This window comes from Mesorhizobium sp. LHD-90, from assembly GCF_030929505.1.
Classification (GTDB): Bacteria; Pseudomonadota; Alphaproteobacteria; order Rhizobiales; family Rhizobiaceae; genus Kumtagia.
On sequence record NZ_JAVFVV010000010.1, the window covers coordinates 14,405 to 35,308 of the forward strand.

The following is a 20,904-nucleotide window of genomic DNA, read 5'->3' on the forward strand; positions in this document are numbered from 1 at the left end:
TCCCCCTTGTGGGGAGGGGTTAGGGGTGGGGGTAAGTGCCAGCAAAGATATCAGGCAGCCGACGCGAAAAATTAACAAAAAGCCTCTTGTAGCTCTAGCTGCTAGAGGAATTAGGTATGCTCCGACACGTTATGCGAGAGCAATGTCATGAATGAAATCGCCACGAGCAGCCGTTTCCGCGTCGAGGGCATGGATTGCGCGGCTTGCGCGGCCAAGATCGACAAGGCGGCGCGGCGGATCGATGGCGTCGAGGACGTGTCGGTTTCGGTGACGGCCGGCACCATGACCGTCGGCCACCGCGCAGGGACCGACCTCGAGGCGCTGGCGCGCAAGGTGACCAGCCTCGGCTACAAGGTCGCTGCCTTGCCGGCCTACCAGGCGCCGGCGCCCGCCGTCGAGCATGGCTGCGATTGCTGCCACGATCACGGCGACCACAGCCATGCGCATCGTCACGATCATCCGCACGTTCACAAGCATGGCGACGGCCATGCTCATGATCACCAGCACGGCCGTTCCCACGATCACGATCAAAACGGCCAGGGTGCATCTGTGGCCGAGACGGATGCCGCCGCGGGCCTGCATGGCCACGATCACGGCCCCTCGGAAGACCCGTGGTGGAAAACCGCCAAGGCCCGACTGACCATCGCCTGCGGCGCGGCGCTTGCGGCTGCCTATCTCGTCGGGCAAATCTTTCCGCAATACGACACGATCCTGTTCATCGCCGCGATGGCGGTCGGCCTGATCCCGATCGCGCGGCGCGCCATCATGGCCGCGCTGAACGGCATGCCCTTCACCATCGAGACGCTGATGACGGTGGCGGCAATCGGCGCGGTGGTCATCGGCGCCGGCGAGGAAGCGGCGGCGGTGGTGTTTCTGTTCCTTGTCGGGGAACTGCTAGAGGGCGTCGCCGCCGGCCGGGCGCGCGCCGGCATCCGGGCGCTGGCGTCCCTCGTGCCGAAGACGGCGTTTCTGGAGAATGACGGGCGCACCACGGAAGTGCCGGCCGAAAGCCTCGCGGTCGGCGCGGTGATCCTGGTCCGCCCCGGCGACCGCGTGCCCGCCGATGGCGAGATCCTTTCAGGCGAGACCTCGGTCGACGAATCGCCGGTGACCGGCGAGTCCGTGCCGAAACGCATGGTGCCGGGCGATACGGTGCGCGCCGGCACGATCAACCAGGACGCGGCGATCCGCGTGCGGGTGAGCGCGGCGGCGCGGGACAACACGATCTCGCGCATCATCCAACTGGTCGAGCAGGCGCAGGAATCGAAGGCGCCGACCGAGCGCTTCATCGACAGTTTTTCGCGATATTACACGCCGGGCGTCATGGTGGTGGCGGCGCTCGTCGCCATTGTTCCGCCGCTGGCGATGGGCGGCGCGTGGGACGAGTGGGTCTACAAAGGCCTGGCGATCCTGCTGATCGGCTGCCCGTGCGCGCTGGTCATCTCGACGCCGGCGGCGATTGCAGCCAGCCTGTCGGCCGGCGCCCGCCGCGGCCTGCTGATGAAGGGCGGCGCGGTGCTGGAGACGCTCGGCAAGGTGACGAAGGTCGCCTTCGACAAGACCGGCACGCTGACCGCCGGCAAGCCGGTGGTCACCGACATCGTTGCCGTTTCAGGCAGCGAGGCGGAGGTGCTGGAGCGGGCGGCGGCACTCGAGGTCGGCTCCAGCCATCCGCTGGCGCTGGCGATCCTTGCCGAGGCGAAACGGCTTGGCATCGACCCGCGCGCGGCGGAAAATGCGCGCGCCATTGGTGGTGAGGGCGTGACCGGCCGGGCCGGCGGGGCGGCGCTTTTTCTTGGCTCGCCGCAGGCGGCCGGCAAGCGGACGCCGTTGCCGGACGAATTGAAGAACCGCGTCGCGGCCCTCAACGACGAAGGCAAGACGGTATCCGTGCTGCTGGAGGGCAATCGCATCGCCGGGCTGATCGCCATGCGCGACGAGCCGCGCGAGGATGCGGTTGCCGGCATCGCGGCGCTGAAGGAACTCGGCATATCGGCGGTGATGCTCACCGGCGACAACCGCCGCACGGCGGCCGCGATAGCCCAAAAACTGGGCATGGAGCCGCGCGCCGAATTGCTGCCGCAGGACAAGCAGCGCATCGTCGGCGAGTTGCGCAAGGCCGGCGAGGTGGTCGCTAAGGTCGGAGACGGCATCAATGACGCGCCGGCGCTGGCCGCCGCCGACATCGGCATCGCCATGGGCGGCGGCACCGATGTGGCGCTGGAGACCGCCGACGCGGCGGCGCTCAACGCCCGCGTCAGGGACGTAGCGTCGATGGTCGCCCTGTCGCGCGCGACGATGGCCAATATCCGCCAGAACATCGCGATCTCGCTGGGCCTGAAGGCGGTGTTTTTGGTGACGACGATCGCAGGCATCACCGGCCTGTGGCCGGCGATCCTCGCCGACACCGGCGCCACCGTTCTGGTCACAGCCAACGCCATGCGGTTGCTCGGATGGCGCGGGCTGAAGTGAGGTAGGCTCCTGCCAGTGGCAACGTTGCCCGCGACCGCATCGTGTCATATCTATAGCCACTGGAGTTTCTGGAGGCCGCGATGCTGACCATCGGCGAACTGTCCCGGCGCACGGGCGTAAAAATCCCGACCATCCGCTATTACGAGCAGATGGGGCTGATGACGGCGGCCGAGCGCTCGGAGGGCAACCAGCGTCGATATGGATCCGAGGAACGCGACCGGCTCTCCTTCATCCGCCATGCCCGCGACCTCGGGCTGACGATCGACGCGATCCGCGAGTTGATCGAACTCAGCGCCCATCCGGATCGACCCTGCGCGCGGGCCGACCGCATCGCCGCCGAACAGTTGCAGGCGGTGCGTCAGAAGATCGAAAAACTGCAGCGGCTGGAACAGGAGCTGGAGCGGATCACCACGCACTGCCATGTCGATCAGGTGCGGGATTGCTACGTCATCCGCGCTCTCGCCAATCACGACCTGTGCGGGGACGAGCATTGAGCTTTGTGCGCTGAACAGATTCCTTGAAGCTGGGGAATTGACGAGGCACTGTCCCGCCAGCCTTTCAGATCAAGGCCACGCGCGACCGGACGGACGGTCCGGTTTGAAGGAGCGTAGGCATCGCGCCTTTTGCTCTTGGTCCAGCCGATAGCATCTGTTGCGCCGCACTGTCTCGATCGCCTAAAGCGCATGATCTGAAGGAAGATGGCGTGCCGGCATGATGGAACTCTGGATCCCGATCACCATCGGCGCGGCGTTTCTGCAGAATCTCCGCTCGGCTGCGCAGAAACATCTCAAAGGCGTGATGGGCACGACGGGCGCCACCTTCGTGCGCTTCGGTTTTGGCGTGCCCTTCGCTCTCGGTTTCGTCTGCCTGTTGCATTTCGGTTTCGGCCATCCGTTGCCGGCGCCGAATCTGGCCTTCTTCGCCTGGGCGGTGCTTGGCGGCGTCGGGCAGATCGTCGCCACCTTCCTGCTGGTCCATCTGTTCTCCTTCCGCAATTTCGCGGTCGGCACCGCCTATTCGCGCACCGAGCCGGCGCAGGCCGCGCTGTTCGGGCTGCTCTTCCTCGGCGAGCGCGTCACGGCCGGCGTGCTTCTGGCCATCGCCATCAGCGTCTTCGGCGTCATGCTGATTTCGGTGGCTCACACGGCGCTGAGCCTGCGCACGCTGGTCACCTCGATGTTCGCCCGCAACGCGCTGATCGGCCTGGCCTCCGGTACGGCCTTCGGCGTTTCGGCCGTCGCCTATCGCGCCGCGTCGCTGTCGCTCGGCGGCCCGAACTTCATCATGCAGGCCGCCTATACGCTTGTCGTTGTGATCGTCTTCCAGACGGTGGTGATGCTGGTCTGGATGCTTTCGCGCGACCGCTCCGAACTCGGCCGCATCGCCAAAGCCTGGAAGCCGGCGCTGTTCGTCGGGCTGGTCGGAGCGTCGGCATCCTTCGGCTGGTTCACGGCGATGACCCTGCAGCAGGCGGCGGTGGTGAAGGCGCTGGCGCAGGTCGAGATGATCTTCACCTTCGCCTCGTCGGTGTTCTTCTTCAAGGAGCGGATCAACCGGCTGGAGATCGCCGGCTGCGTGCTGATCGTTTGCGGAATATTAACGCTGATTGCAGTCGGCTAGCGGCTATTTGCAACCGATCGGTGTGCTGTGGCACGCATTTCGCTTTTCTCAGCAGGTGTCCCGAAAATTTGGGGCACGGCGTAACGATACCGGAGCGAGACTTATGGCCCCCACCAACACCACGCCTCGCGCGACGCGTCGCACGATCCTCCAGGCGCTGCTGTCGATCCCCGCCTTCGCGCTGTTCGCGGCACATGCCGCTCCCTCCAGGAAACAGCCGGCCGACGAACTGGTCGAGGTCAATGGCTGGATCCTGAAGAGGAGCGAACTGGCATGATCTTCGACAATTTCGAGGGCTTTCGCGCCTCGGGCTTCACGCCCAAGGTGATTCTGATCGGTTCGGGCCCGGCCGGCGTGACGATCGCCCGCAAGCTGGCCGGCGCCGGCATCCCGGTGGCGATCTTCGAGGCGGGCAAGGCCGATTTCACCGAGGAGTCGCAGGATTTCTACAAGGGTAAGACCGTGGGCGACTACTATTTCGATCTCGACGTGACCCGACTGCGTTATCTCGGCGGCTGCTCCAATCACTGGGCGGGCTGGTGCAGGGTCATGGATGCAGTCGACTTCGAGCCGAAGGCCTGGGTTCCCGACACCGGCTGGCCGATCCGCCGCACCGACATCGAGCCTTATCTCGAAGAGGTGCACGACATTCTCGACCTTGTCCCATTCCGGGACGACGTCTGGATTTCCGACGACATACGCTGGGTGCAGTTGATCAAGAGCCCGGCGGTGCGCTTCGGCGAGAAATACCGGTCCGAGATCGAGCAGAGCAAGAACATCGCGCTGGTGCTGGACACCTACGTGACAAGGCTGGAGGGTGACGGCACCAAGGTCACCGGCGCGCATGTCTGGTCGGCGGGCAAGGACCAGGGCGTCGCTGTAGCGGATTATTACGTGCCCTGCACCGGCGGGCTGGAGAATTCGCGCCTGCTTTTGTGGTCGAATGAACAGTCCAACGGCGGAGTCGTGCCGCATGCCGAGGCGCTCGGCAAATACTGGATGGAGCATCCGCAGTTCCAGGGCGGCAACGCGCTGATGGACAACCCGGACCAGTTCGAGATGGACGACGTTTCGGAAGCCTTCTTCTCGCCGTCGCTGGAAGCGATGCAGCGCGAGCAGATCATGAATTTCGGCATCCGTTTCATCAAGATGCCCTATCATGGGGCGAAATGGCTGGTCGCAGAACTCGCCTGCGTCGCGCCGGAAACCGCCGAATGGGTGTCGGAGGGGATCGGCGGCAATCTGCGCTGCGCAGCGCAACTGGTGATGGGCTGGGAGCAGGCGCCGCGCGCCGACAATTTCGTCGCACTGTCGGCGACGGAGAAGGACGCGCTCGGCATCCCGCGCATCGAACTGCACTGGAAGAAGAGCGAGCTGGAACACCGCACGCTGCTGCAGGGGCTGCGCCTGTTCGGCAAGACGCTGGCCGAGAAGGATTACGGCCGGGTGCGGATCGAGGACTGGGTGCTGAACAACCAACCCTATCCGGACGACCAGGAGCTCGCCGGCCACCACCATATGGGCGGAACCCGCATGGGCGACGACCTGTCGAAGAGCGTCGTCGACCGCAACCAGCAGGTGCACGGCGTGGCCAACCTCTATGTCGGCGGCTCGTCGGTCTTCGCGACATCCGGCCAGTGCAACCCGACGACCACGATCGTGGCGCTGAGCTGCCGGCTCGGCGACCATCTCGCCAGACGCATCAGCCAAAGCGCCATGGCGCAGTAGGCGCCAAGATAAAAGCAGGCTGCGACCGGCCGGAGCAGTTGCGGCTTTGGGATAAAACAGGAAGCGGGAAACACTTTCGGGTGCAGTTCCGCCGGAAAGACTGAAATCGGGGGCTGCGGCCCCCATTTCTTTTTCAACCGGGACCGGCTACGTCTACCGGCACATCGCCGAAAAGCGGGGGAGAACAGGCCGGTCATGAGTTCCTGGACGTCCGGATATATTTCCGAGGTCGCCTATACGGCCGGCTTCTACCGCGAACTCACACCCGCCATGCTCGAGCTTGCGGCGCTGGGAAAATCGGTGCTCACGACCCAGGCGACAGCGCCGCTGACCATGTGCGAACTCGGATGCGGCCGCGGCGTTTCCACCAACGTTCTGGCGGCGGCGAACCCGCACAGCCAGTTCTATGCGACAGACTTCAACCCCGCCCATATCGTCGAGGCGCGCACGCTTGCCGCGGCGGCGGGTTCGAAGAACGTGCATTTCTTCGATTCCAGCTTCGCCGATTTCCTCAATGAACCAAGCCTGCCGCAATTCGACATCATCGCCCTGCACGGCATCCTGTCCTGGATCAGCGAGGAGAACCGGCGCACCATCGTCGCCTTCATCGCAAGACACCTGAAGCCGGGCGGGCTGGCCTATGTGTCTTACAACTGCATGCCTGGCTGGGCGTCCGCCTCGCCGCTTCGTCGGCTGATGATGGAGTTCGGCTCGCTCCACCACGACGCCGCGTTCACCCGGCTCAACCGGGCGCTGGAGATGCTCGGCAAACTGAAGGAAGCCAATGCTCGGTATTTCGCTGCGAGCCCCGGCGTCGCCGAGCGGCTGGAAAAGTTCAAGACACAGAACAAGAACTATCTCATCCATGAATTCCTGAACGAAGACTGGCATCCCTTCTACCACATGGACGTCACCGCCGAATTTGCCGAGGCAAAACTGACCTTTTTGGGCTCAGCGCATCTGCTCGACCATGTCGACGCGCTCAACATGACCGAGGCGCAGCGCAACTTCCTCAACGAGATCGAGGACGTCGCGCTGCGCGAAACCACACGCGACTATATCGTCAACCAGCAGTTCCGGCGCGACATCTTCATCAAGGGCGGCGTGCCGCTCGGCCTGTTCGCAGCACGCGAGCGCTGGCAGGAGATGCGCTTTGCGCTGTCGATCAACCGCGCCGACGCGCCGACCAAGGTGACGGGCGGGCTGGGCGAGGCGGCGATGCAGCCGGAGGTCTACGGTCCGTTCCTCGACGCGCTCGCCACGGGCCCTAGGACGCTGAAGTCGATGCAGTCCATTCCGGCGGTCGCCGAGCTGGGCTGGGCGCGCAGCATTCAGGCGCTGCTGGTGCTGGTGGGTTCGGGTCATGTGCAGCCCTGCCTCGACGACAAGAACGACGGCAAGCGCCGCGAAGCGACCCGCCGCTTCAACCGAGCGGTGATGGAGAATGCGCGGCATTCGGCCGACGTCCAGGCGCTGGCCTCGCCGGTGACCGGCGGGGGCGTCGGCGTCGACCGTTTCGAGCAACTGTTCCTGCTGGCGCGGCTGAACAAGCATCCCGATGCGCCGACCTTCGTCTGGCAGGTTCTTTCCGCGCTCGGCCAGCGGCTGCTGCGCGACGGCGTGGCGATCGAGACGCCGGAGCAGAATCTCGAAGAGCTGCGCACGCGCCATGCGACGTTCCAGGAGAAGCGCCTGCCGGTGTTCGAACAGCTCGGATTGACATGAGATCGCGAAGGAGCCTGCGATGAAGCGGATTGCGATACTGACGACCGGCCTGCTCCTGTCTTCCGTCGCCAGCCTGTGGGCGCAGGACATCGCCGGCAGCTACACGGTCGAGGGCAGCAATCCCGGCGGCGGCGGCATCTATCGGGGCGAGGTGACTGTCGTGAAGAGCGACGAGACCTATCAGGTGCTGTGGAAGATCGGCAACCAGCAGCACCGCGGCACCGGCATCCTGCGCGACGGCGGCTTTGCGGTGGTGTACCAGCCGCAGGGTGGAGGACCGGGCATCGCCGTCTACCAAGTCGGGCCGAACGGCGCTCTGTCGGGAAGCTGGGTCGGCCTCGGCGGCCAGCAGCTCGGATCGGAGGTATGGAACCCGCGCGACCGGACGTGATCGATGATTGACCGGCTCACCCCGTCCGGCCCTTCGGACCACCGAGTGAAGCAAGCCAGGTGGGGTGAACGGCCTTAACGGATGGTCCGCCCCTCTGCATCGAAGCGGTAGGTTTTTGTCGGATCGGGCGTGGCGTACAGCGTGGCGCCGGGCTCGGCGTTGTAGACGCCGAAAATGCGCGCCGTGACCAGCCCGGCCTTCTCGCAGTCGAGATAGAGATTGGTGTCGGCGCCGAGATGCTCGGCATGCACGACCGTGCCTTTCCAGGCGCCCGATGTCGCGCTGACGGACAGGTGCTCCGGCCTGACGCCGATCGTCTTGGCCTGCGCCTCGCCCAGCCGCGCGCCGTCAACAAAATTCATCTTCGGCGAGCCGATGAAACCGGCGACGAATTCGTTGGCCGGATTGTTGTAGAGCTCCATCGGCGCGCCGACCTGTTCGATCTTGCCGGCGTTGAGCACCACGATCTTGTCGGCCAGCGTCATCGCCTCGACCTGGTCGTGGGTGACGTAGATCATCGTCGCCTTCAGCCGGCGGTGGAGCTGGGCGATCTCCAGGCGCGTGTTGACGCGCAGCGCCGCATCGAGGTTCGACAGCGGCTCGTCGAACAGGAAAAGCTTCGGCTCGCGCACCACGGCGCGGCCGATGGCGACGCGCTGGCGCTGGCCGCCGGAAAGCTCCGCCGGGCGGCGCTTCAGATAGGGTTCGAGCGACAGCATGGACGACGCGATGCCGATGCGCTTGTCGATCTCGGCGGCAGGCGTGCCCGCCTGCTTCAGCCCGAGCCCCATGTTGTCGCGCACAGTGAGATGCGGATAGAGCGCGTAGGTCTGGAACACCATGGCGATGCCGCGCTTTGCCGGCGGTGTCGCGACCACGTTGACGCCGTCGATCAGCACCTTGCCGGAGGTCGCGTCCTCCAGTCCGGCAATCACGCGCAGCAGGGTGGATTTGCCGCAACCGGACGGCCCGACGAAGACGACAAATTCACCGTCCTCGACCGCGAGGTCGATGCCTTTCAGCACCTCGACCTTGCCGAAGGATTTTTGCACATTCTCTATTCTGAGAGAGCCCAAGGCGCAGTTCCCGTTCGTTAGAGTTTGACGGCGACGCCGGTCCGCACGCTCTCGTCGGCCGCCAGACAGACCGCCAGCGACTTGACCGCATCGTCCATGTGTTGCGTCAGATCGAGGTCCTCGCGGATGGCCTTCAGCAGAAAAGCCTGTTCGAAATCGCAAAGCTCCTGATGGCCGGGCTCGCCTTGCATCGACAGCAACTCGTCCGGCCTGGCGAACCTGCCGTCCGGTCCCCGCTCGGCGCTATGGAGGCGAATGGTCGAAGTCTTGGTGTGGGTGTCGATGTCGTCCGAGCGAACACCTTCGGCCATGACGATCGACACGCAGCCGCGTGGCGACATAACGTCCTTCACGAAGAAGGCGGTCTCCGAGATCATCGGCCCCCAGCCGGCCTCGTACCAGCCGACCGAGCCGTCCTCGAACAGGACCTGCAGATGGCCGTAATTGTACATGCCGGGGTCGACCTCGTCGCTCAGCCGCACGCCCATGCCGCGCACCTCGACCGGCCTCGCATCGGTGATCTGGCACATCACGTCGAGGTAATGCACGCCGCAGTCGACGATCGGCGAGGTCGTCTTCATCAGTTGCTTGTGGGTTTCCCAGGTCGCGCCGGAAGACTGCTGGTTGAGGTTCATGCGGAAGACATAGGGGCCGCCAAGCTTGCGCGCCTCGGCGATCAGCCGCATCCAGGAAGGGTGATGGCGCAATATGTAGCCGATGACGACCTTGCGGCCGTTGACCTTGGCCGCGTCCACCACGCGGCGCGCATCGGCCACCGTGGTCGCCAACGGTTTTTCGACGAAGACGTGGCAGCCGGCCTCCAGCGCCAGAACAGCATAGTTGGCATGGCTGTCGGAATAGGTGTTGATCGAGGCGACGTCGGGCTTTTCCTCGCGGATCGCATCCTCGAAGGATCGCCCGATCCGGCGGCCCACAAGCGGTCCGGGCAGCGCGACATCGGAACGGTTGATCAGCGCCGCGATCTCGAAGCCGGGGTTGGTGGCATAGGCCAGCGCATGGCTGCGGCCCATATTGCCCAGCCCGGCGACGACGACGCGAAGGGGTTCTTGCGGGGTCACTTCACCGCTCCCGAGGTGATGCCGCGGATAAGCTGCCGCGAGAAGATCAGATAGAGGACAAGCACCGGCAGGATGGCGAGCGACAGCGCCGCCAGCACCGCGTTCCAGTTGGTGACGAACTGGCCGATGAAGATCTGCGCGCCGAGCGTCACGGTCTTGGTGCCTTCCGACGGCGCCAGGATCAGCGGAAACCACAGGTCGTTCCAGATCGGGATCATGGTGAACACCGCGACCGTGGCGATCGCCGGACGCACCAGCGGCAGCACGAGGCGGAAGAAGATGCGGTATTCCGACAGCCCATCGATGCGGCCGGCGTTCTTCAGATCGTCGGAGACCGTCTTCATGAATTCCGACAGGATGAAGATGCAGAGCGGCAGGCCCTGCGCGGTGTAGACGAGGATCAGCGCCGTCAGCGTATTGACCAGGCCGCTCGCCACCATCAATTGCAGGATGGCCACCGTGCCCAGCCGGATCGGGATCATGATGCCGAGCGCGAGGTAGAGGCCGGTCAGCGTGTTGCCGCGGAACCGGTACTCCGACAGCGCGAAGGCCGCCATCGCACCGAACAGGATGACGAAGAACAGCGAGCCGACGGTGACGACCAGGCTGTTCTGGAAATAGAGCAGGAAATCGCCCTGCGCCATGACGGTGGTGTAGCCGACGGGGTCGAAGGTTTCCGGCGTCGGGGGAGTGAGCGGCGAGCGGAAGATGGCGTTGCGCGCCTTGAACGAGTTCATGACGATCAGCAGCACCGGAAACAGCGCGATGACCGTGTAGGCGATCAGCACGGCATGGGCGCCGATCAGGCGGGCAGGGGAGGAGGTGGCGCGGCTCATGTCGTCATCCTCTCAGAACTGATACCGCCGCAGCCGGGTCTGGATCGTGAACAGATAGACGCAGACGCCGGCCAGGATGATGAAGAACATCATGGTTGCGATGGCCGCGCCCATGTTGGGGTCGCCGAGTTGGAGCTGGAAGCCGAAAAAGGCGCGGTAGAGGAAGGTGCCAAGAATGTCGGTCGAGAAATTCGGCCCGGCCAGCGCGCCCTGCGCCGTGTAGATCAGGTCGAAGGCGTTGAAATTGCCGACGAAGGTGAGGATCGAGATGATGCCGATCGACGGCAGGATCAGCGGCAGCTTGATCTTCCAGAACTGCGAAAGCCCGGTGATGCCGTCGCATTCGGCCGCCTCGATCACTTCGTCGGGGATCGACAGAAGTGCTGCGTAGATCAGCATCATCGGGATGCCGACGAACTGCCAGACCGAGATCAGCGACAGGGTGGTGAGCGCGTATTCCTCCTTGCCGAGCCAGGGCGTGAACAGGCTCTTCAGGCCGACAAGGTCGAGCAGGTTGGGCGCCACGCCCCAGAGCGGCGACAGGATCAGCTTCCAGACGAAACCGACGATGACGAAGGACAGGATTGTCGGGATGAAGATCGCGGTGCGGTAGAAGGCGCGAAAACGCAGTTTCGGGCTGGACAGCAGCGCGGCGAGAAGCACGCCGATCGGGTTCTGCACCAGCATGTGGATGATGAAGAACCAGACATTGTTCCACAGCGCGTTCCAGAAATTCACGGACCAGCGCGGGTCGCCGAACAGCATGCGGAAATTGTCGAGCCCCACATAGACCGACTGCTGGTCGACGCGGCGGAACAGCGAGAGCTGCAGCGTGCCGAAGAGCGGCACGATCATGAACGCCGTGTAGACGAAGAACGCAGGCGCCAGGAACACAACGATGTGCCAGCGGAAGGGTCTTTTGATTGGCTGATCGTCGAGGGACATGGCGGTTCCGGCAAAGACGTTGCAGGCGATTGACGCAATCTGCTGCCGCCTTTCGGTCGCGGCAAGGCGCCGGCAACGCGGCCGGCATAACCCTCCCCCTTGTGGGGAGGGTCGTCGAGCGGTCGAAGCGAAGCGGAGACCGTAAGACGGGGTGGGGTTGCCGCGGCCAAACTCCAACGCCGCTTTGCGTCGGAGCACTGCGTCCCGGCCCCCATCCCGCTTCAAAAACCTCGCGTACCGCTCGGTTTTCTCCGCGACCCTCCCCTCAAGGGGGAGGGTCAGCGTCGGCGCATCACTTCGCCGGCTTGTACCAGGCGTCGAGGCCCTTCTGCAGCTTCTCGCCGGCCACCTGCGGCGTGTCGGTGCCGTTGATGACGTTGGCGGACTCGACCCAGGTCTCGTTCTCCAGGTTCGGCGTGCCGCGCGACAGGATCTGGTAGGTCGAGCGGATCGTCGGCTTGCACTTATCGCGCCAGGAGACGAATTCCTGCGCCAGCGGGTCCTCCATCTTCACCGGGGCGTTGTTCAGGCTGAAGAAGCCCGGCAGCGCGTTGGCGTAGATGGTGGCGAATTCCGGCGAGGCCACCCACGACAGGAAGGTTTTTGCCGCGTCGGCGTTCGGGCTCTTGGCGTTGAGGCCGACGGCGATGTCGGTGTGGTCGGAGATATAGCAGGTGTCGCCGGCGTTCTTCACCGGCGGCGCGAACGCGCCCATCTTGAACTGCGCCTGGGTGTTGAAGCCGGAGATCTCCCACGAGCCGGCCGGATAGATGGCGGCGCGGCCGAGCGTGAACAGGTTCTGGCTGTCCGGATAGGTCTGCGCCTCGAAACCGTCGCCGAGATAGTCCTTCCACTTGGCAAGCGTCGCATAGGGCTCGACCCATTGCGGGTCGGTCAGCTTCTGCTCGCCCTTGATCAGCGCCACCCGGCCTTCCTCGCCCTTCCAGTAGTTCGGGCCGATGTTCTGGTAGCCCATGGTTGCGGCTTCCCAGAGGTCCTTGGTGCCCATCGCCATCGGGATGTAGGTGCCGTCGGCCTTGATCTTGTCGAGGGCGGCGAAGAAATCCGCCTCGGTCGCCGGCGGGGTGATGCCGAGCTTGTCGAAGGCTTCCTTGTTATAGATGAAGCCGTGGATGACGGACGCCATCGGCACGCAGAAGGTGGCCTTGCCGTCGTCGGTCTGCCAGGCCGACTTGGCGACGTCGGAGAAATTCTCCATGCCGGGCAGCGAAGTCAGGTCGGCGAGATGGCCCTTGGTGTAGAGGTCGAGCGAGGCGTCGAAGGGACGGCAGGTGATGAGGTCGCCCGCCGAACCGGCATCGAGCTTGGCGTTGAGGGCGGCGTTGTATTCGGTCGGCGCCGACGGCGCGAACACCACCTTGATGCCGGGATTGGCCTTCTCGAAGGCCGGGATCAGCTTCTCCTGCCAGATGGCGAGGTCGTCGTTGCGCCAGCTCTCGATGGTGAGCGTCTTGTCCTGCGCGAACGCCGCCCCGGCCGAGCCGAGTACGGTGGAGCCGAGCAGGAGCGCCGTCAAAAGTCTCGTTTGCATGTGTAGTCTCCCTGTTTTGACCTGTTTCAGGTTCGATTTTGACGAGAGCCCCTGCTCCCCTCTTCAAGACTGGCGAGCGCCGGCCGCAGCTTTTGGCCGGAACTCTCCAGAAGGTTCTTCGCCGCGCCGGCGTCGCGGACGCCGGCGGCGAGCAGGATCGCCGTCTTTACCGAGCCGCCGCTCCTTTCAAGGAAGCGCTCCGCGTCGTCGCGCGAGCAGCCGGCGATGGAGGAAACGATGCGCGCCGCGCGGTCGCGCAGTTTCTGGTTGTCGATTCTGAGATTGACCATGTAGCCGTCATGCACATGGCCAAGATGCACGGCGACCAGCGTGGAAAACATGTTGAGCGCGATTTTTTGCGCCGTGCCCGCCCCCATGCGGGTCGAACCGGCGACGATTTCGGGGGGCGTGGCGAGTACGATGCCGACATTGGCGCGGGTGACGAGCGGCGTACCGGCATTGTTGGCGACGCCGATCGTGGCGGCGCCGCGTCTTGACGCTTCCTCCAGCGCGCCGAGCGCATAGGGGGTCGTGCCGCTGGCCGACAGCGCGATCAGGCAGTCGCCGGCCGTCATGCCGTTGTCGGCGACCTCTTTCGCGGCCTGCGCGGCATCGTCCTCCGGCGCGCCCGGCAGGTCGACGAAGGCTTCCTTGCCGCCGGCGATCAGCACGACCACGCGTTCATGCGAAATGCCATAGGTGCCGGGCAGCTCCAGCGCGTCGGCAAGCGCCATCAAGGCCGAGCTGCCGGCCGCGGCATAGAACAGCCGCCCGCCCGTGGCGAGCCGTTGCGCGGCCAGTTCGGCGGCCTGGGCGATCTCGTGGATGGCGGCCTGCACGCTCCTGGCGGCTTCGACCTGGGCATCCGCCAACAGGCGCAGGATCGCGGCGGGCGACTGCAGGTCGAGCCCCTTCGCATTCGCGTTCACTGCCTCGGTGCCGGTCAGCGCCATCAATTCTCCTCCGATGCCGGGACAATACCAAAAAAATACCACTTGTCCAGCGGTCGTTAACGGAATTTTCGACTTCCATGCTGCCTAGGTCGCAAATCGATTAAATTACAGAGATTTGAGGAAAAATGGATTGCCCACGAAAATTAACGCTTGGATATTGGTATTTTATTGGTATCATAGCCTCAGAGGAGCATCCGCGTGAATCTGGTATTGGGCATAGATGGCGGCGGCACGAGTTGCCGGGCGGCGGTCGCGACAGCCGAAGGGCGCATTCTGGGTCGGGCAAAGAGCGGCGCGGCCAACATCCGCACCGATCTGACGCGCGCCCGGGCCAGCATCGTCGAGGCCGCCCGGCTGGCCTTTGCGGAAGCCGGCCTCGACCCCGACCTGATAGTCAAAACGCCGGCGCTGCTGGGGCTGGCCGGCAGCAATGTCGGCACCTACACCCAGCAACTCGAAGCCATCCTGCCCTTCAGCCGCAGCATTGTCGAGAGCGACGCGGCGATCGCGCTGGAAGGGGCACTCGGACCCGACAACGGCGCCATCGTCATCCTCGGCACCGGCACCGCCTATATGCTGCGCCGCGCCGGCGTGGTAACCACTGTCGGCGGCTGGGGTTTTCTCATTGGCGACCAGGGCAGTGGCGCGCGCATCGGCCGCGACCTGCTGGAACAGACCCTGCTCGCTTATGACGGCATCCGACCGGCTTCGCCGCTGACGAAGGCGCTGCTCGCCGTCTTTCGCGACAATCCGCAGGATGTGGTCGAGTTCACCACCAATGCAAAACCCGGCGACTTCGGCGGCTTCGCGCCGATGGTGTTCGAGCATGCCGAAAAGGGCGACGCGGTGGCGCAGTTCATATTGGAGCGCGCCGTGGCTGACGTCGAGGCGTCGCTTCGCGTGCTCGACCTCAGGGAGGGCGAGGCGCTCTGTCTGCTGGGCGGGCTGGCGGCGCTTTATGCGAAGCGGCTTTCGGCGGAATATCGGGTGCGGCTGCGCGAGCCCCTGCAGGATGCACTCGGCGGTGCGGTGTCGATGGCGGCCCGCCGGTTCGCGTCGAGCGGGGCGTCGCATGGCTGACCTCGCCGAGCGCATTCTGGGGGCGGTCAGGGAGGCGGGCCAGAACGGCGCGCCGCTCTACTTGAAGCTCAAGCGCTCGATCGAGGACGCCGTGCAGGAAGGCGTGATCCGTCCGGGCGACGCGCTGCCCTCCGAACGCGACCTCGCCGCAAGAGCCGGCATCTCGCGCGTCACGGTGCGCAAGGCGGTGCAGGATCTAGTCAAGGGCGGGCTGCTGGTGCAGCGGCACGGCTCCGGCACCTTCGTGGCGCGGCCGGTGGAGCGGGTGGAGCAGTCGCTGTCGCTGCTCACCTCCTTCACCGAGGACATGGCGCGGCGCGGCATGACGTTGCGTTCCGAATGGCTGGAGCGGGGCATCTATGCGCCCTCGCCCGACGAGATGATGGTGCTGGGCCTGTCGTCGAAGGAATCGGTTTCGCGCGTCAGCCGGCTGCGCATCGCCGACGGCACGCCGCTGGCGATCGAGCGTGCCTCGCTGTCGGCGGCGGTTCTGCCCGACCCGATGACGGTTGGCTCTTCGCTCTATGCCGCGCTGGAAAAGACCGGCAGCCGGCCGGTGCGCGCCGTGCAGCGCATCTCGGCGGCCAATCTGGGTGCGGTCGACGCACGACTACTCGATGTGCCGACGGGAGCCGCCGGGCTCCACATCGAGCGGATCTCCTACCTCGCGACCGGCAAGGTGGTAGAGTTCACACGTTCGATCTATCGCGGCGATACATACGATTTTGTCGCCGAACTCAGGATCGGCGGCACAGAAGATGGGGTAGGCCCATGACCGATCTGACCCATATGCGCCGCGAGGTTGAGGAGATACCGGATGCGGTGACGCGGCTGCTCGACGGCAGCGGCAAGATTTTGGCCGACGCCGGCGCCGACATCAGGCGGCGCAATCCGCATTTCGTCATCACCGTGGCGCGCGGTTCCTCCGACCACGCCGCGTCATTCCTGAAATATGCTATCGAACTGACCGCCGGCATTCCGGTCGCTTCGGTCGGCCCGTCCATCGCCTCGATCTACGGCGCGAAACTGCGGCTCGCCGGCACGGTCTGCCTATCGATCTCGCAATCCGGCAAAAGCCCGGACATCGTCGCCATGTCGAAGCAGGCGAAGGCCGGCGGGGCGCTGACGGTGGCGCTGACCAACACGCCGGATTCGCCGCTGGCCAGATCGGCCGACTATCCGATCGACATCCTTGCCGGGCTCGAGCGCAGTGTCGCGGCGACCAAGAGTTTTGTGAATTCCGCGGTGGCCGGCCTGGCTCTGATGGCGCATTGCACCGAGGATGTCGGGCTGCTGGCCGCGCTGAGCAATCTGCCGGAGCAGTTGCGCGCGGCGGTCGGCTGCGACTGGATGGAGATCGCCGAGGCGCTGGAGGATGAGCAGTCGCTGTTCATCCTCGGACGCGGGCCCTCCTATGCCATCGCCAGCGAAGCGGCGCTGAAATTCAAGGAGACCTGCGGCATGCATGCCGAGGCCTACAGCGCAGCGGAGGTGATGCACGGCCCGCTAGCGCTGGTCGGGCCTGGCTTTCCGGTGCTGGCATTGGCGGCGCGGGACGCCTCGGAGGCCTCCGTGGCCGAGACGGCGGATGCGCTTGCAGCCAAGGGCGCCGCCGTCTTCGCCACGACGCAGCGCACCGGCCAGGCGCGAAAACTGCCGCATGTGGCGACCGGCCATCCGCTGACCGATCCGCTGCCGCTGATCGTGTCCTTCTACGCTTTCGTCGAGGCGTTCGCGCGGTATCGCGGCCTCAATCCGGACGAGCCACGTAATCTGCGCAAGGTGACGGAAACCCGCTGATGTCATCTTTCGCACTGGCGGCCCCGAGGATTTTCGACAGCGTGATCTGGCATCGCGACGCCGCGCTGCTGGTGCGCGGCGATGGCGTCGAGGCGATCGTGCCGCGCGGCGACATTCCTGCCGGAACGCCGGTCACCGAGCAGAATGGCATGCTTGTCCCCGGCTTCGTCGACCTGCAGGTCAATGGCGGCGGCGGCGTGATGCTGAACGACCGGCAGGACGTCGAGACGATCCGCACGATATGCGCCGCGCATGCGCCCTTCGGCACCACCGCGCTGCTGCCGACGCTGATCACCGACACGCCGGAAATAACCGCCCGCACCGTCGAGTCCGGCGTCGGGGCGGCGGGCGCGCACGTCCCCGGCTTTGCCGGCCTGCATCTGGAGGGGCCGCATCTGTCGCTGGCTCGAAAAGGCGCACATGATCCGAAACTGATCCGGCCGATGGAGGATGCGGACCAGGCGTTCCTGATCGAAGCGCGGAATCGCCTGCCGTCGCTGCTGACCACCGTCGCGCCGGAATCGGTGACGCCGGAGCGGATGACGGCATTGTCCAAGGCTGGCGTGGTCGTCAGCTTGGGCCATTCCGACACGACCTATGCCGTCGCCACGGCCTGTGCGGCGGCGGGCGCGACGATGGCCACGCACCTGTTCAACGCCATGAGCCAGATCGGCAACCGCGAGGCGGGACTTGCCGGCGCGGTCATCGACAATGGCGGATTGTGGGCCGGGCTGATCGCCGACGGCATCCATGTCGACCCGGCGACGATCGGCATAGCAATGCGGGCCAAGACCGGTCCGGCGAAAATTTTCCTCGTGACCGACGCCATGGCGACGATCGGCACCGACATGAAATCATTCACGCTGAACGGCCGCACCGTCCGTCGCGAGAACGGCCGCCTGACACTGGCCGACGGCACGCTCGCCGGCGCCGATCTCGACATGATCTCGGCGGTGCGCTTCATGCACCGGCAAATCCGCCTGGAGCTCGGCGAGGCGCTGCGCATGGCCTCGCTCTATCCGGCCGAGGCAATGGGGCTTGCCCGGCACGGACGGCTGGTTGCGGGCTCGCGCGCCGATATGGTGGCGCTTTCGGACGGTCTCGATGTCCGCCGCGTCTGGATCGGCGGAGAACAGGTCTTTTCGGCCGGCGCGTAGCCGTCGCTGGCCGTTGGGCAAAGACGCGTTACGCCACCCCGTCAGCGGCGCTGCGGATGGCCTCGATGTTGGCACGGTAGGCGGCCTCGGAATTTCCCTTGAAGACAGCGGAGCCTGCGACCAGCACATCAGCGCCGGCTTTTGCCACCAGTGGCGCGGTGTCGGGCGCGATCCCGCCGTCGACCTCGATGTGGATCGGCCGCCGTCCCACCAGCGCCTTCACTTTTGCGATCTTGTCCAGCATTTCCGGAATGAACGCTTGCCCGCCGAAACCCGGATTGACGGTCATGACAAGGATCAAATCGAGCTGGTCGAGCACGTTCTCGATCGCCGCCACCGGCGTCGCCGGATTGAGCGACACGCCCGCCTTCTTGTCGAGATTCCTGACCGTCTGCAGCGAGCGGTGGAGATGCGGGCCGGCCTCGGCATGCACGGTGATGAAATCGGCGCCGGCGTCGGCGAAGGCGGCGATGTAGGGATCGGCGGGCGAAATCATCAGATGGCAGTCGAACACCTTGTCGGTGCGGTTGCGGATCGCCTTCACCACGGGCGGCCCGAAGGTGATGTTGGGCACGAAATGGCCGTCCATCACGTCGAGATGCACCCAGTCGGCGCCGGCCCTCGCCACCGTCTCGACCTCGTCGCCGAGGCGGGAAAAATCGGCCGAAAGGATCGAGGGTGCAATTATCACCTTGTTCATCGGCAGTCCTTTGTCTTGCGAGGGGGACAGTGGACATCGAGAGGCAGGCAAGCCGCCTCCCGATCTGTCGTCGAAACCGCTGTTCCGCTCAGTCGATGTCGAACGACACGCCCTGCGCCAAGGGCAGTGCCTTCGAATAGTTCACCGTGTTGGTGGCGCGGCGCATATAGGCCTTCCAGGCATCCGAGCCGCTCTCGCGGCCGCCGCCCGTCTCCTTCTCGCCACCGAAGGCGCCGCCGATCTCGGCGCCCGACGTGCCGATGTTGACGTTGGCGATGCCGCAGTCGGAACCTTCGACCGACAGGAAGCGCTCCGACTCCATAAGGTCACGGGTGAAGATCGACGACGACAGGCCGGCGCCGACGGCGTTGTGGTCGGCAAGCACGGCGTCGAAGTCGGAATATTTCATCACGTACAGGATCGGCGCAAAAGTTTCTTCCAGCACCGGTCCGGCCTGCTTCGGCATCTCGACCAGCGCCGGGCGGACGTAATAGGCCTCGGCGTGTCCATTCTCGACCCGGGCGCCGCCGGTGATCTTGCCGCCTTCGGCCTTCGCCGCCTCCAGCGCCCTGGTCATGCCACTGTAAGCCGCCTTGTCGATCAGCGGTCCGACCAGCGCCGATGTCTCCAGCGGGCTGCCGACCGAGACGCTCTCATAAGCCTTGCGCAGGCGCGGCACGAGCTGGTCGTAGACGCTTTCATGCACGAACAGGCGGCGCAGCGTCGTGCAGCGCTGGCCGGCCGTGCCCATGGCGCCGAAGGCGATGGCCCGCAGCGCCATGTCGAGATCGGCCGAAGGGCAGACGATGCCGGCATTGTTGCCGCCGAGTTCGAGGATGGCGCGGGCGAAGCGCTTGGCCAGGCGTGGGCCGACGTCGCGGCCCATGCGGGTGGAGCCGGTCGCTGATACCAGCGGCACCTTGGGATGGTCGACCAGAACCTCGCCGACGGCGCGGTCGCCGATCAGCACCTTCAGCAGGCCCTCCGGCGCGTCGCCAAAACGGGCGACGGCGCGTGCAAAGATGGCTTCGCAGGCGAGCGCCGTCAGCGGCGTTTTTTCCGAAGGCTTCCACACGACGGAATTGCCGCAGACAAACGCCAGCGCCGCGTTCCACGACCACACGGCGACCGGGAAGTTGAAGGCCGAGATGACGCCGACGACGCCGAGCGGATGCCAGGTCTCCATCATGCGGTGGCCGGGACGCTCCGTGGCGATGGTGAGGCCGTAGAGTTGGCGCGACAGGCCGACTGCGAAGTCGCAGATGTCGATCATCTCCTGGACTTCGCCGAGACCCTCGGACGGGATCTTGCCGACCTCGATGGAGACCAGCCGGCCGAGATCGGCCTTGTGGGCGCGTAGTTCCTCGCCCAGCAGCCGCACCAGTTCGCCGCGCTTCGGCGCCGGCACGTTGCGCCAGACGCGGAAGGCCTTGTCCGCCGCCTCTATTGCGTTTGCCGCATCGGCCGCCGAAATGCTCTTCAGCGCGGCGATCTTCTCGCCCGTCACCGGGCTGCGCACGACGAGGTCGCCGCCCGACAGACGGCCGGCCGGCACGCCCATGCGGCCGAGAAGCTCCTGCGTTTCCTGCCTGACGTTCATGAATGAGTTCCTTTCCGGGACTTGTTCTTAAGTGACGGCGGCCGCTGGCCGCGAAGGCCGGACGTCATGTCCGCCGCCGCGCGTGGATTGTGGCGGCTATATCGCGAGACGGTGTCAGGATTCCACCGGATTCGTTACAAGCGGGCCGTTCTCGTCAACCCGCTGCATAGGGCGGTCGGCTGGAGATCGC

At 65.4% G+C, this 20,904-nt stretch carries 19 protein-coding genes; 11 read left to right on the forward strand and 8 right to left on the reverse strand.

The genetic code is table 11. The annotated features are described in order from the left end of the window. The first annotated feature begins 147 nt into the window (after positions 1-147). The 7 genes from RB623_RS15315 to RB623_RS15345 all read left to right on the forward strand — a co-directional run bounded on the left by RB623_RS15315 (position 148) and on the right by RB623_RS15345 (position 7,936). A complete protein-coding gene (locus RB623_RS15315; RefSeq protein WP_308057743.1) occupies positions 148-2,472 on the forward strand; it encodes a heavy metal translocating P-type ATPase in 2,325 nt (774 codons plus the stop codon). An 80-nt stretch (positions 2,473-2,552) separates the two neighbouring features. Next, positions 2,553-2,966, forward strand: a complete 414-nt coding sequence (locus RB623_RS15320; RefSeq protein ID WP_308057744.1) for a helix-turn-helix domain-containing protein — start codon at positions 2,553-2,555, stop codon at positions 2,964-2,966. A 220-nt stretch (positions 2,967-3,186) separates the two neighbouring features. Continuing rightward, positions 3,187-4,092 carry a DMT family transporter gene (locus tag RB623_RS15325; protein ID WP_308057979.1) on the forward strand — a complete coding sequence of 302 codons (906 nt, stop codon included), beginning with the start codon at positions 3,187-3,189 and terminating at the stop codon, positions 4,090-4,092. Positions 4,093-4,195: 103 nt separating this feature from the next. Next, positions 4,196-4,369, forward strand: a complete 174-nt coding sequence (locus tag RB623_RS15330) for a hypothetical protein (protein WP_308057745.1) — start codon at positions 4,196-4,198, stop codon at positions 4,367-4,369. Continuing rightward, positions 4,366-5,820 carry a GMC family oxidoreductase gene (locus tag RB623_RS15335; RefSeq protein ID WP_308057746.1) on the forward strand — a complete coding sequence of 485 codons (1,455 nt, stop codon included), beginning with the start codon at positions 4,366-4,368 and terminating at the stop codon, positions 5,818-5,820. The genes RB623_RS15330 and RB623_RS15335 overlap by 4 nt, the downstream gene beginning before the upstream one ends. A gap of 195 nt (positions 5,821-6,015) precedes the next feature. Next, on the forward strand, positions 6,016-7,545 hold the full coding sequence (locus RB623_RS15340; RefSeq protein WP_308057747.1) for a class I SAM-dependent methyltransferase: 1,530 nt from the start codon (positions 6,016-6,018) through the stop codon (positions 7,543-7,545). A gap of 19 nt (positions 7,546-7,564) precedes the next feature. Next, the gene (locus tag RB623_RS15345) at positions 7,565-7,936 is read left to right on the forward strand and encodes a hypothetical protein (protein WP_308057748.1); all 372 of its coding nucleotides are present in this window, start codon (positions 7,565-7,567) and stop codon (positions 7,934-7,936) included. Positions 7,937-8,010: 74 nt separating this feature from the next. On the opposite strand, the gene RB623_RS15350 is transcribed toward RB623_RS15345, so the two are convergent. The 6 genes from RB623_RS15350 to RB623_RS15375 form a co-directional block, all read right to left on the reverse strand. Continuing rightward, on the reverse strand, positions 8,011-9,012 hold the full coding sequence (locus RB623_RS15350) for an ABC transporter ATP-binding protein (protein WP_308057749.1): 1,002 nt from the start codon (positions 9,010-9,012) through the stop codon (positions 8,011-8,013). 17 nt (positions 9,013-9,029) lie between these two features. Beyond that, positions 9,030-10,091 carry a Gfo/Idh/MocA family oxidoreductase gene (locus RB623_RS15355; protein ID WP_308057750.1) on the reverse strand — a complete coding sequence of 354 codons (1,062 nt, stop codon included), beginning with the start codon at positions 10,089-10,091 and terminating at the stop codon, positions 9,030-9,032. Further along, entirely contained in the window at positions 10,088-10,927 is an 840-nt protein-coding gene (locus RB623_RS15360; RefSeq protein WP_308057751.1) for a carbohydrate ABC transporter permease, read from the reverse strand. The genes RB623_RS15355 and RB623_RS15360 overlap by 4 nt, the downstream gene beginning before the upstream one ends. Positions 10,928-10,939: 12 nt before the next feature. Further along, positions 10,940-11,872, reverse strand: coding sequence for a sugar ABC transporter permease (locus tag RB623_RS15365; protein WP_308057752.1), 933 nt, complete (start codon positions 11,870-11,872; stop codon positions 10,940-10,942). A 292-nt stretch (positions 11,873-12,164) separates the two neighbouring features. After that, positions 12,165-13,424, reverse strand: a complete 1,260-nt coding sequence (locus RB623_RS15370) for an ABC transporter substrate-binding protein (RefSeq protein WP_308057753.1) — start codon at positions 13,422-13,424, stop codon at positions 12,165-12,167. Between the two features lie 26 nt (positions 13,425-13,450). Further along, positions 13,451-14,377 (reverse strand): N-acetylmuramic acid 6-phosphate etherase, encoded by a 927-nt coding sequence (locus tag RB623_RS15375; protein WP_308057754.1) that lies wholly within the window; start codon positions 14,375-14,377, stop codon positions 13,451-13,453. A 198-nt stretch (positions 14,378-14,575) separates the two neighbouring features. Between RB623_RS15375 and RB623_RS15380 the strand changes: the two genes are divergently transcribed. From RB623_RS15380 to nagA, 4 genes are read left to right on the forward strand one after another with little or no spacing between them, the layout of a single operon-like run. Next, positions 14,576-15,457 (forward strand): N-acetylglucosamine kinase, encoded by an 882-nt coding sequence (locus tag RB623_RS15380; protein ID WP_308057755.1) that lies wholly within the window; start codon positions 14,576-14,578, stop codon positions 15,455-15,457. Further along, entirely contained in the window at positions 15,450-16,232 is a 783-nt protein-coding gene (locus RB623_RS15385) for a GntR family transcriptional regulator (protein WP_308057756.1), read from the forward strand. Before RB623_RS15380 ends, RB623_RS15385 begins: the two co-directional genes overlap by 8 nt. Beyond that, positions 16,229-17,257 carry an SIS domain-containing protein gene (locus RB623_RS15390; RefSeq protein WP_308057757.1) on the forward strand — a complete coding sequence of 343 codons (1,029 nt, stop codon included), beginning with the start codon at positions 16,229-16,231 and terminating at the stop codon, positions 17,255-17,257. Before RB623_RS15385 ends, RB623_RS15390 begins: the two co-directional genes overlap by 4 nt. Continuing rightward, positions 17,254-18,414 (forward strand): N-acetylglucosamine-6-phosphate deacetylase, encoded by a 1,161-nt coding sequence (gene nagA, locus RB623_RS15395; RefSeq protein WP_308057980.1) that lies wholly within the window; start codon positions 17,254-17,256, stop codon positions 18,412-18,414. The genes RB623_RS15390 and nagA overlap by 4 nt, the downstream gene beginning before the upstream one ends. Positions 18,415-18,442: 28 nt before the next feature. On the opposite strand, the gene rpe is transcribed toward nagA, so the two are convergent. Further along, the gene (rpe, locus tag RB623_RS15400) at positions 18,443-19,114 is read right to left on the reverse strand and encodes a ribulose-phosphate 3-epimerase (protein WP_308057758.1); all 672 of its coding nucleotides are present in this window, start codon (positions 19,112-19,114) and stop codon (positions 18,443-18,445) included. Positions 19,115-19,202: 88 nt separating this feature from the next. Next, positions 19,203-20,714, reverse strand: a complete 1,512-nt coding sequence (locus RB623_RS15405) for an aldehyde dehydrogenase family protein (protein ID WP_308057759.1) — start codon at positions 20,712-20,714, stop codon at positions 19,203-19,205. Positions 20,715-20,904: the final 190 nt, after the last annotated feature.

Excerpts from the sequence above, each read along its gene's own strand:
- RB623_RS15315 (WP_308057743.1), top strand. The coding sequence starts at position 148 with ATGAATGAAATCGCCACGAGCAGCCGTTTCCGCGTCGAGGGCATGGAT.
- RB623_RS15320 (WP_308057744.1), top strand. The coding sequence starts at position 2,553 with ATGCTGACCATCGGCGAACTGTCCCGGCGCACGGGCGTAAAAATCCCG.
- RB623_RS15325 (WP_308057979.1), top strand. The coding sequence starts at position 3,187 with ATGGAACTCTGGATCCCGATCACCATCGGCGCGGCGTTTCTGCAGAAT.
- RB623_RS15330 (WP_308057745.1), top strand. The coding sequence starts at position 4,196 with ATGGCCCCCACCAACACCACGCCTCGCGCGACGCGTCGCACGATCCTC.
- RB623_RS15335 (WP_308057746.1), top strand. The coding sequence starts at position 4,366 with ATGATCTTCGACAATTTCGAGGGCTTTCGCGCCTCGGGCTTCACGCCC.
- RB623_RS15340 (WP_308057747.1), top strand. The coding sequence starts at position 6,016 with ATGAGTTCCTGGACGTCCGGATATATTTCCGAGGTCGCCTATACGGCC.
- RB623_RS15345 (WP_308057748.1), top strand. The coding sequence starts at position 7,565 with ATGAAGCGGATTGCGATACTGACGACCGGCCTGCTCCTGTCTTCCGTC.
- RB623_RS15360 (WP_308057751.1), bottom strand. The coding sequence starts at position 10,927 with ATGAGCCGCGCCACCTCCTCCCCTGCCCGCCTGATCGGCGCCCATGCC.
- RB623_RS15365 (WP_308057752.1), bottom strand. The coding sequence starts at position 11,872 with ATGTCCCTCGACGATCAGCCAATCAAAAGACCCTTCCGCTGGCACATC.
- RB623_RS15370 (WP_308057753.1), bottom strand. The coding sequence starts at position 13,424 with ATGCAAACGAGACTTTTGACGGCGCTCCTGCTCGGCTCCACCGTACTC.
- RB623_RS15375 (WP_308057754.1), bottom strand. The coding sequence starts at position 14,377 with ATGGCGCTGACCGGCACCGAGGCAGTGAACGCGAATGCGAAGGGGCTC.
- RB623_RS15385 (WP_308057756.1), top strand. The coding sequence starts at position 15,450 with ATGGCTGACCTCGCCGAGCGCATTCTGGGGGCGGTCAGGGAGGCGGGC.
- RB623_RS15390 (WP_308057757.1), top strand. The coding sequence starts at position 16,229 with ATGACCGATCTGACCCATATGCGCCGCGAGGTTGAGGAGATACCGGAT.
- rpe (WP_308057758.1), bottom strand. The coding sequence starts at position 19,114 with ATGAACAAGGTGATAATTGCACCCTCGATCCTTTCGGCCGATTTTTCC.
- RB623_RS15405 (WP_308057759.1), bottom strand. The coding sequence starts at position 20,714 with ATGAACGTCAGGCAGGAAACGCAGGAGCTTCTCGGCCGCATGGGCGTG.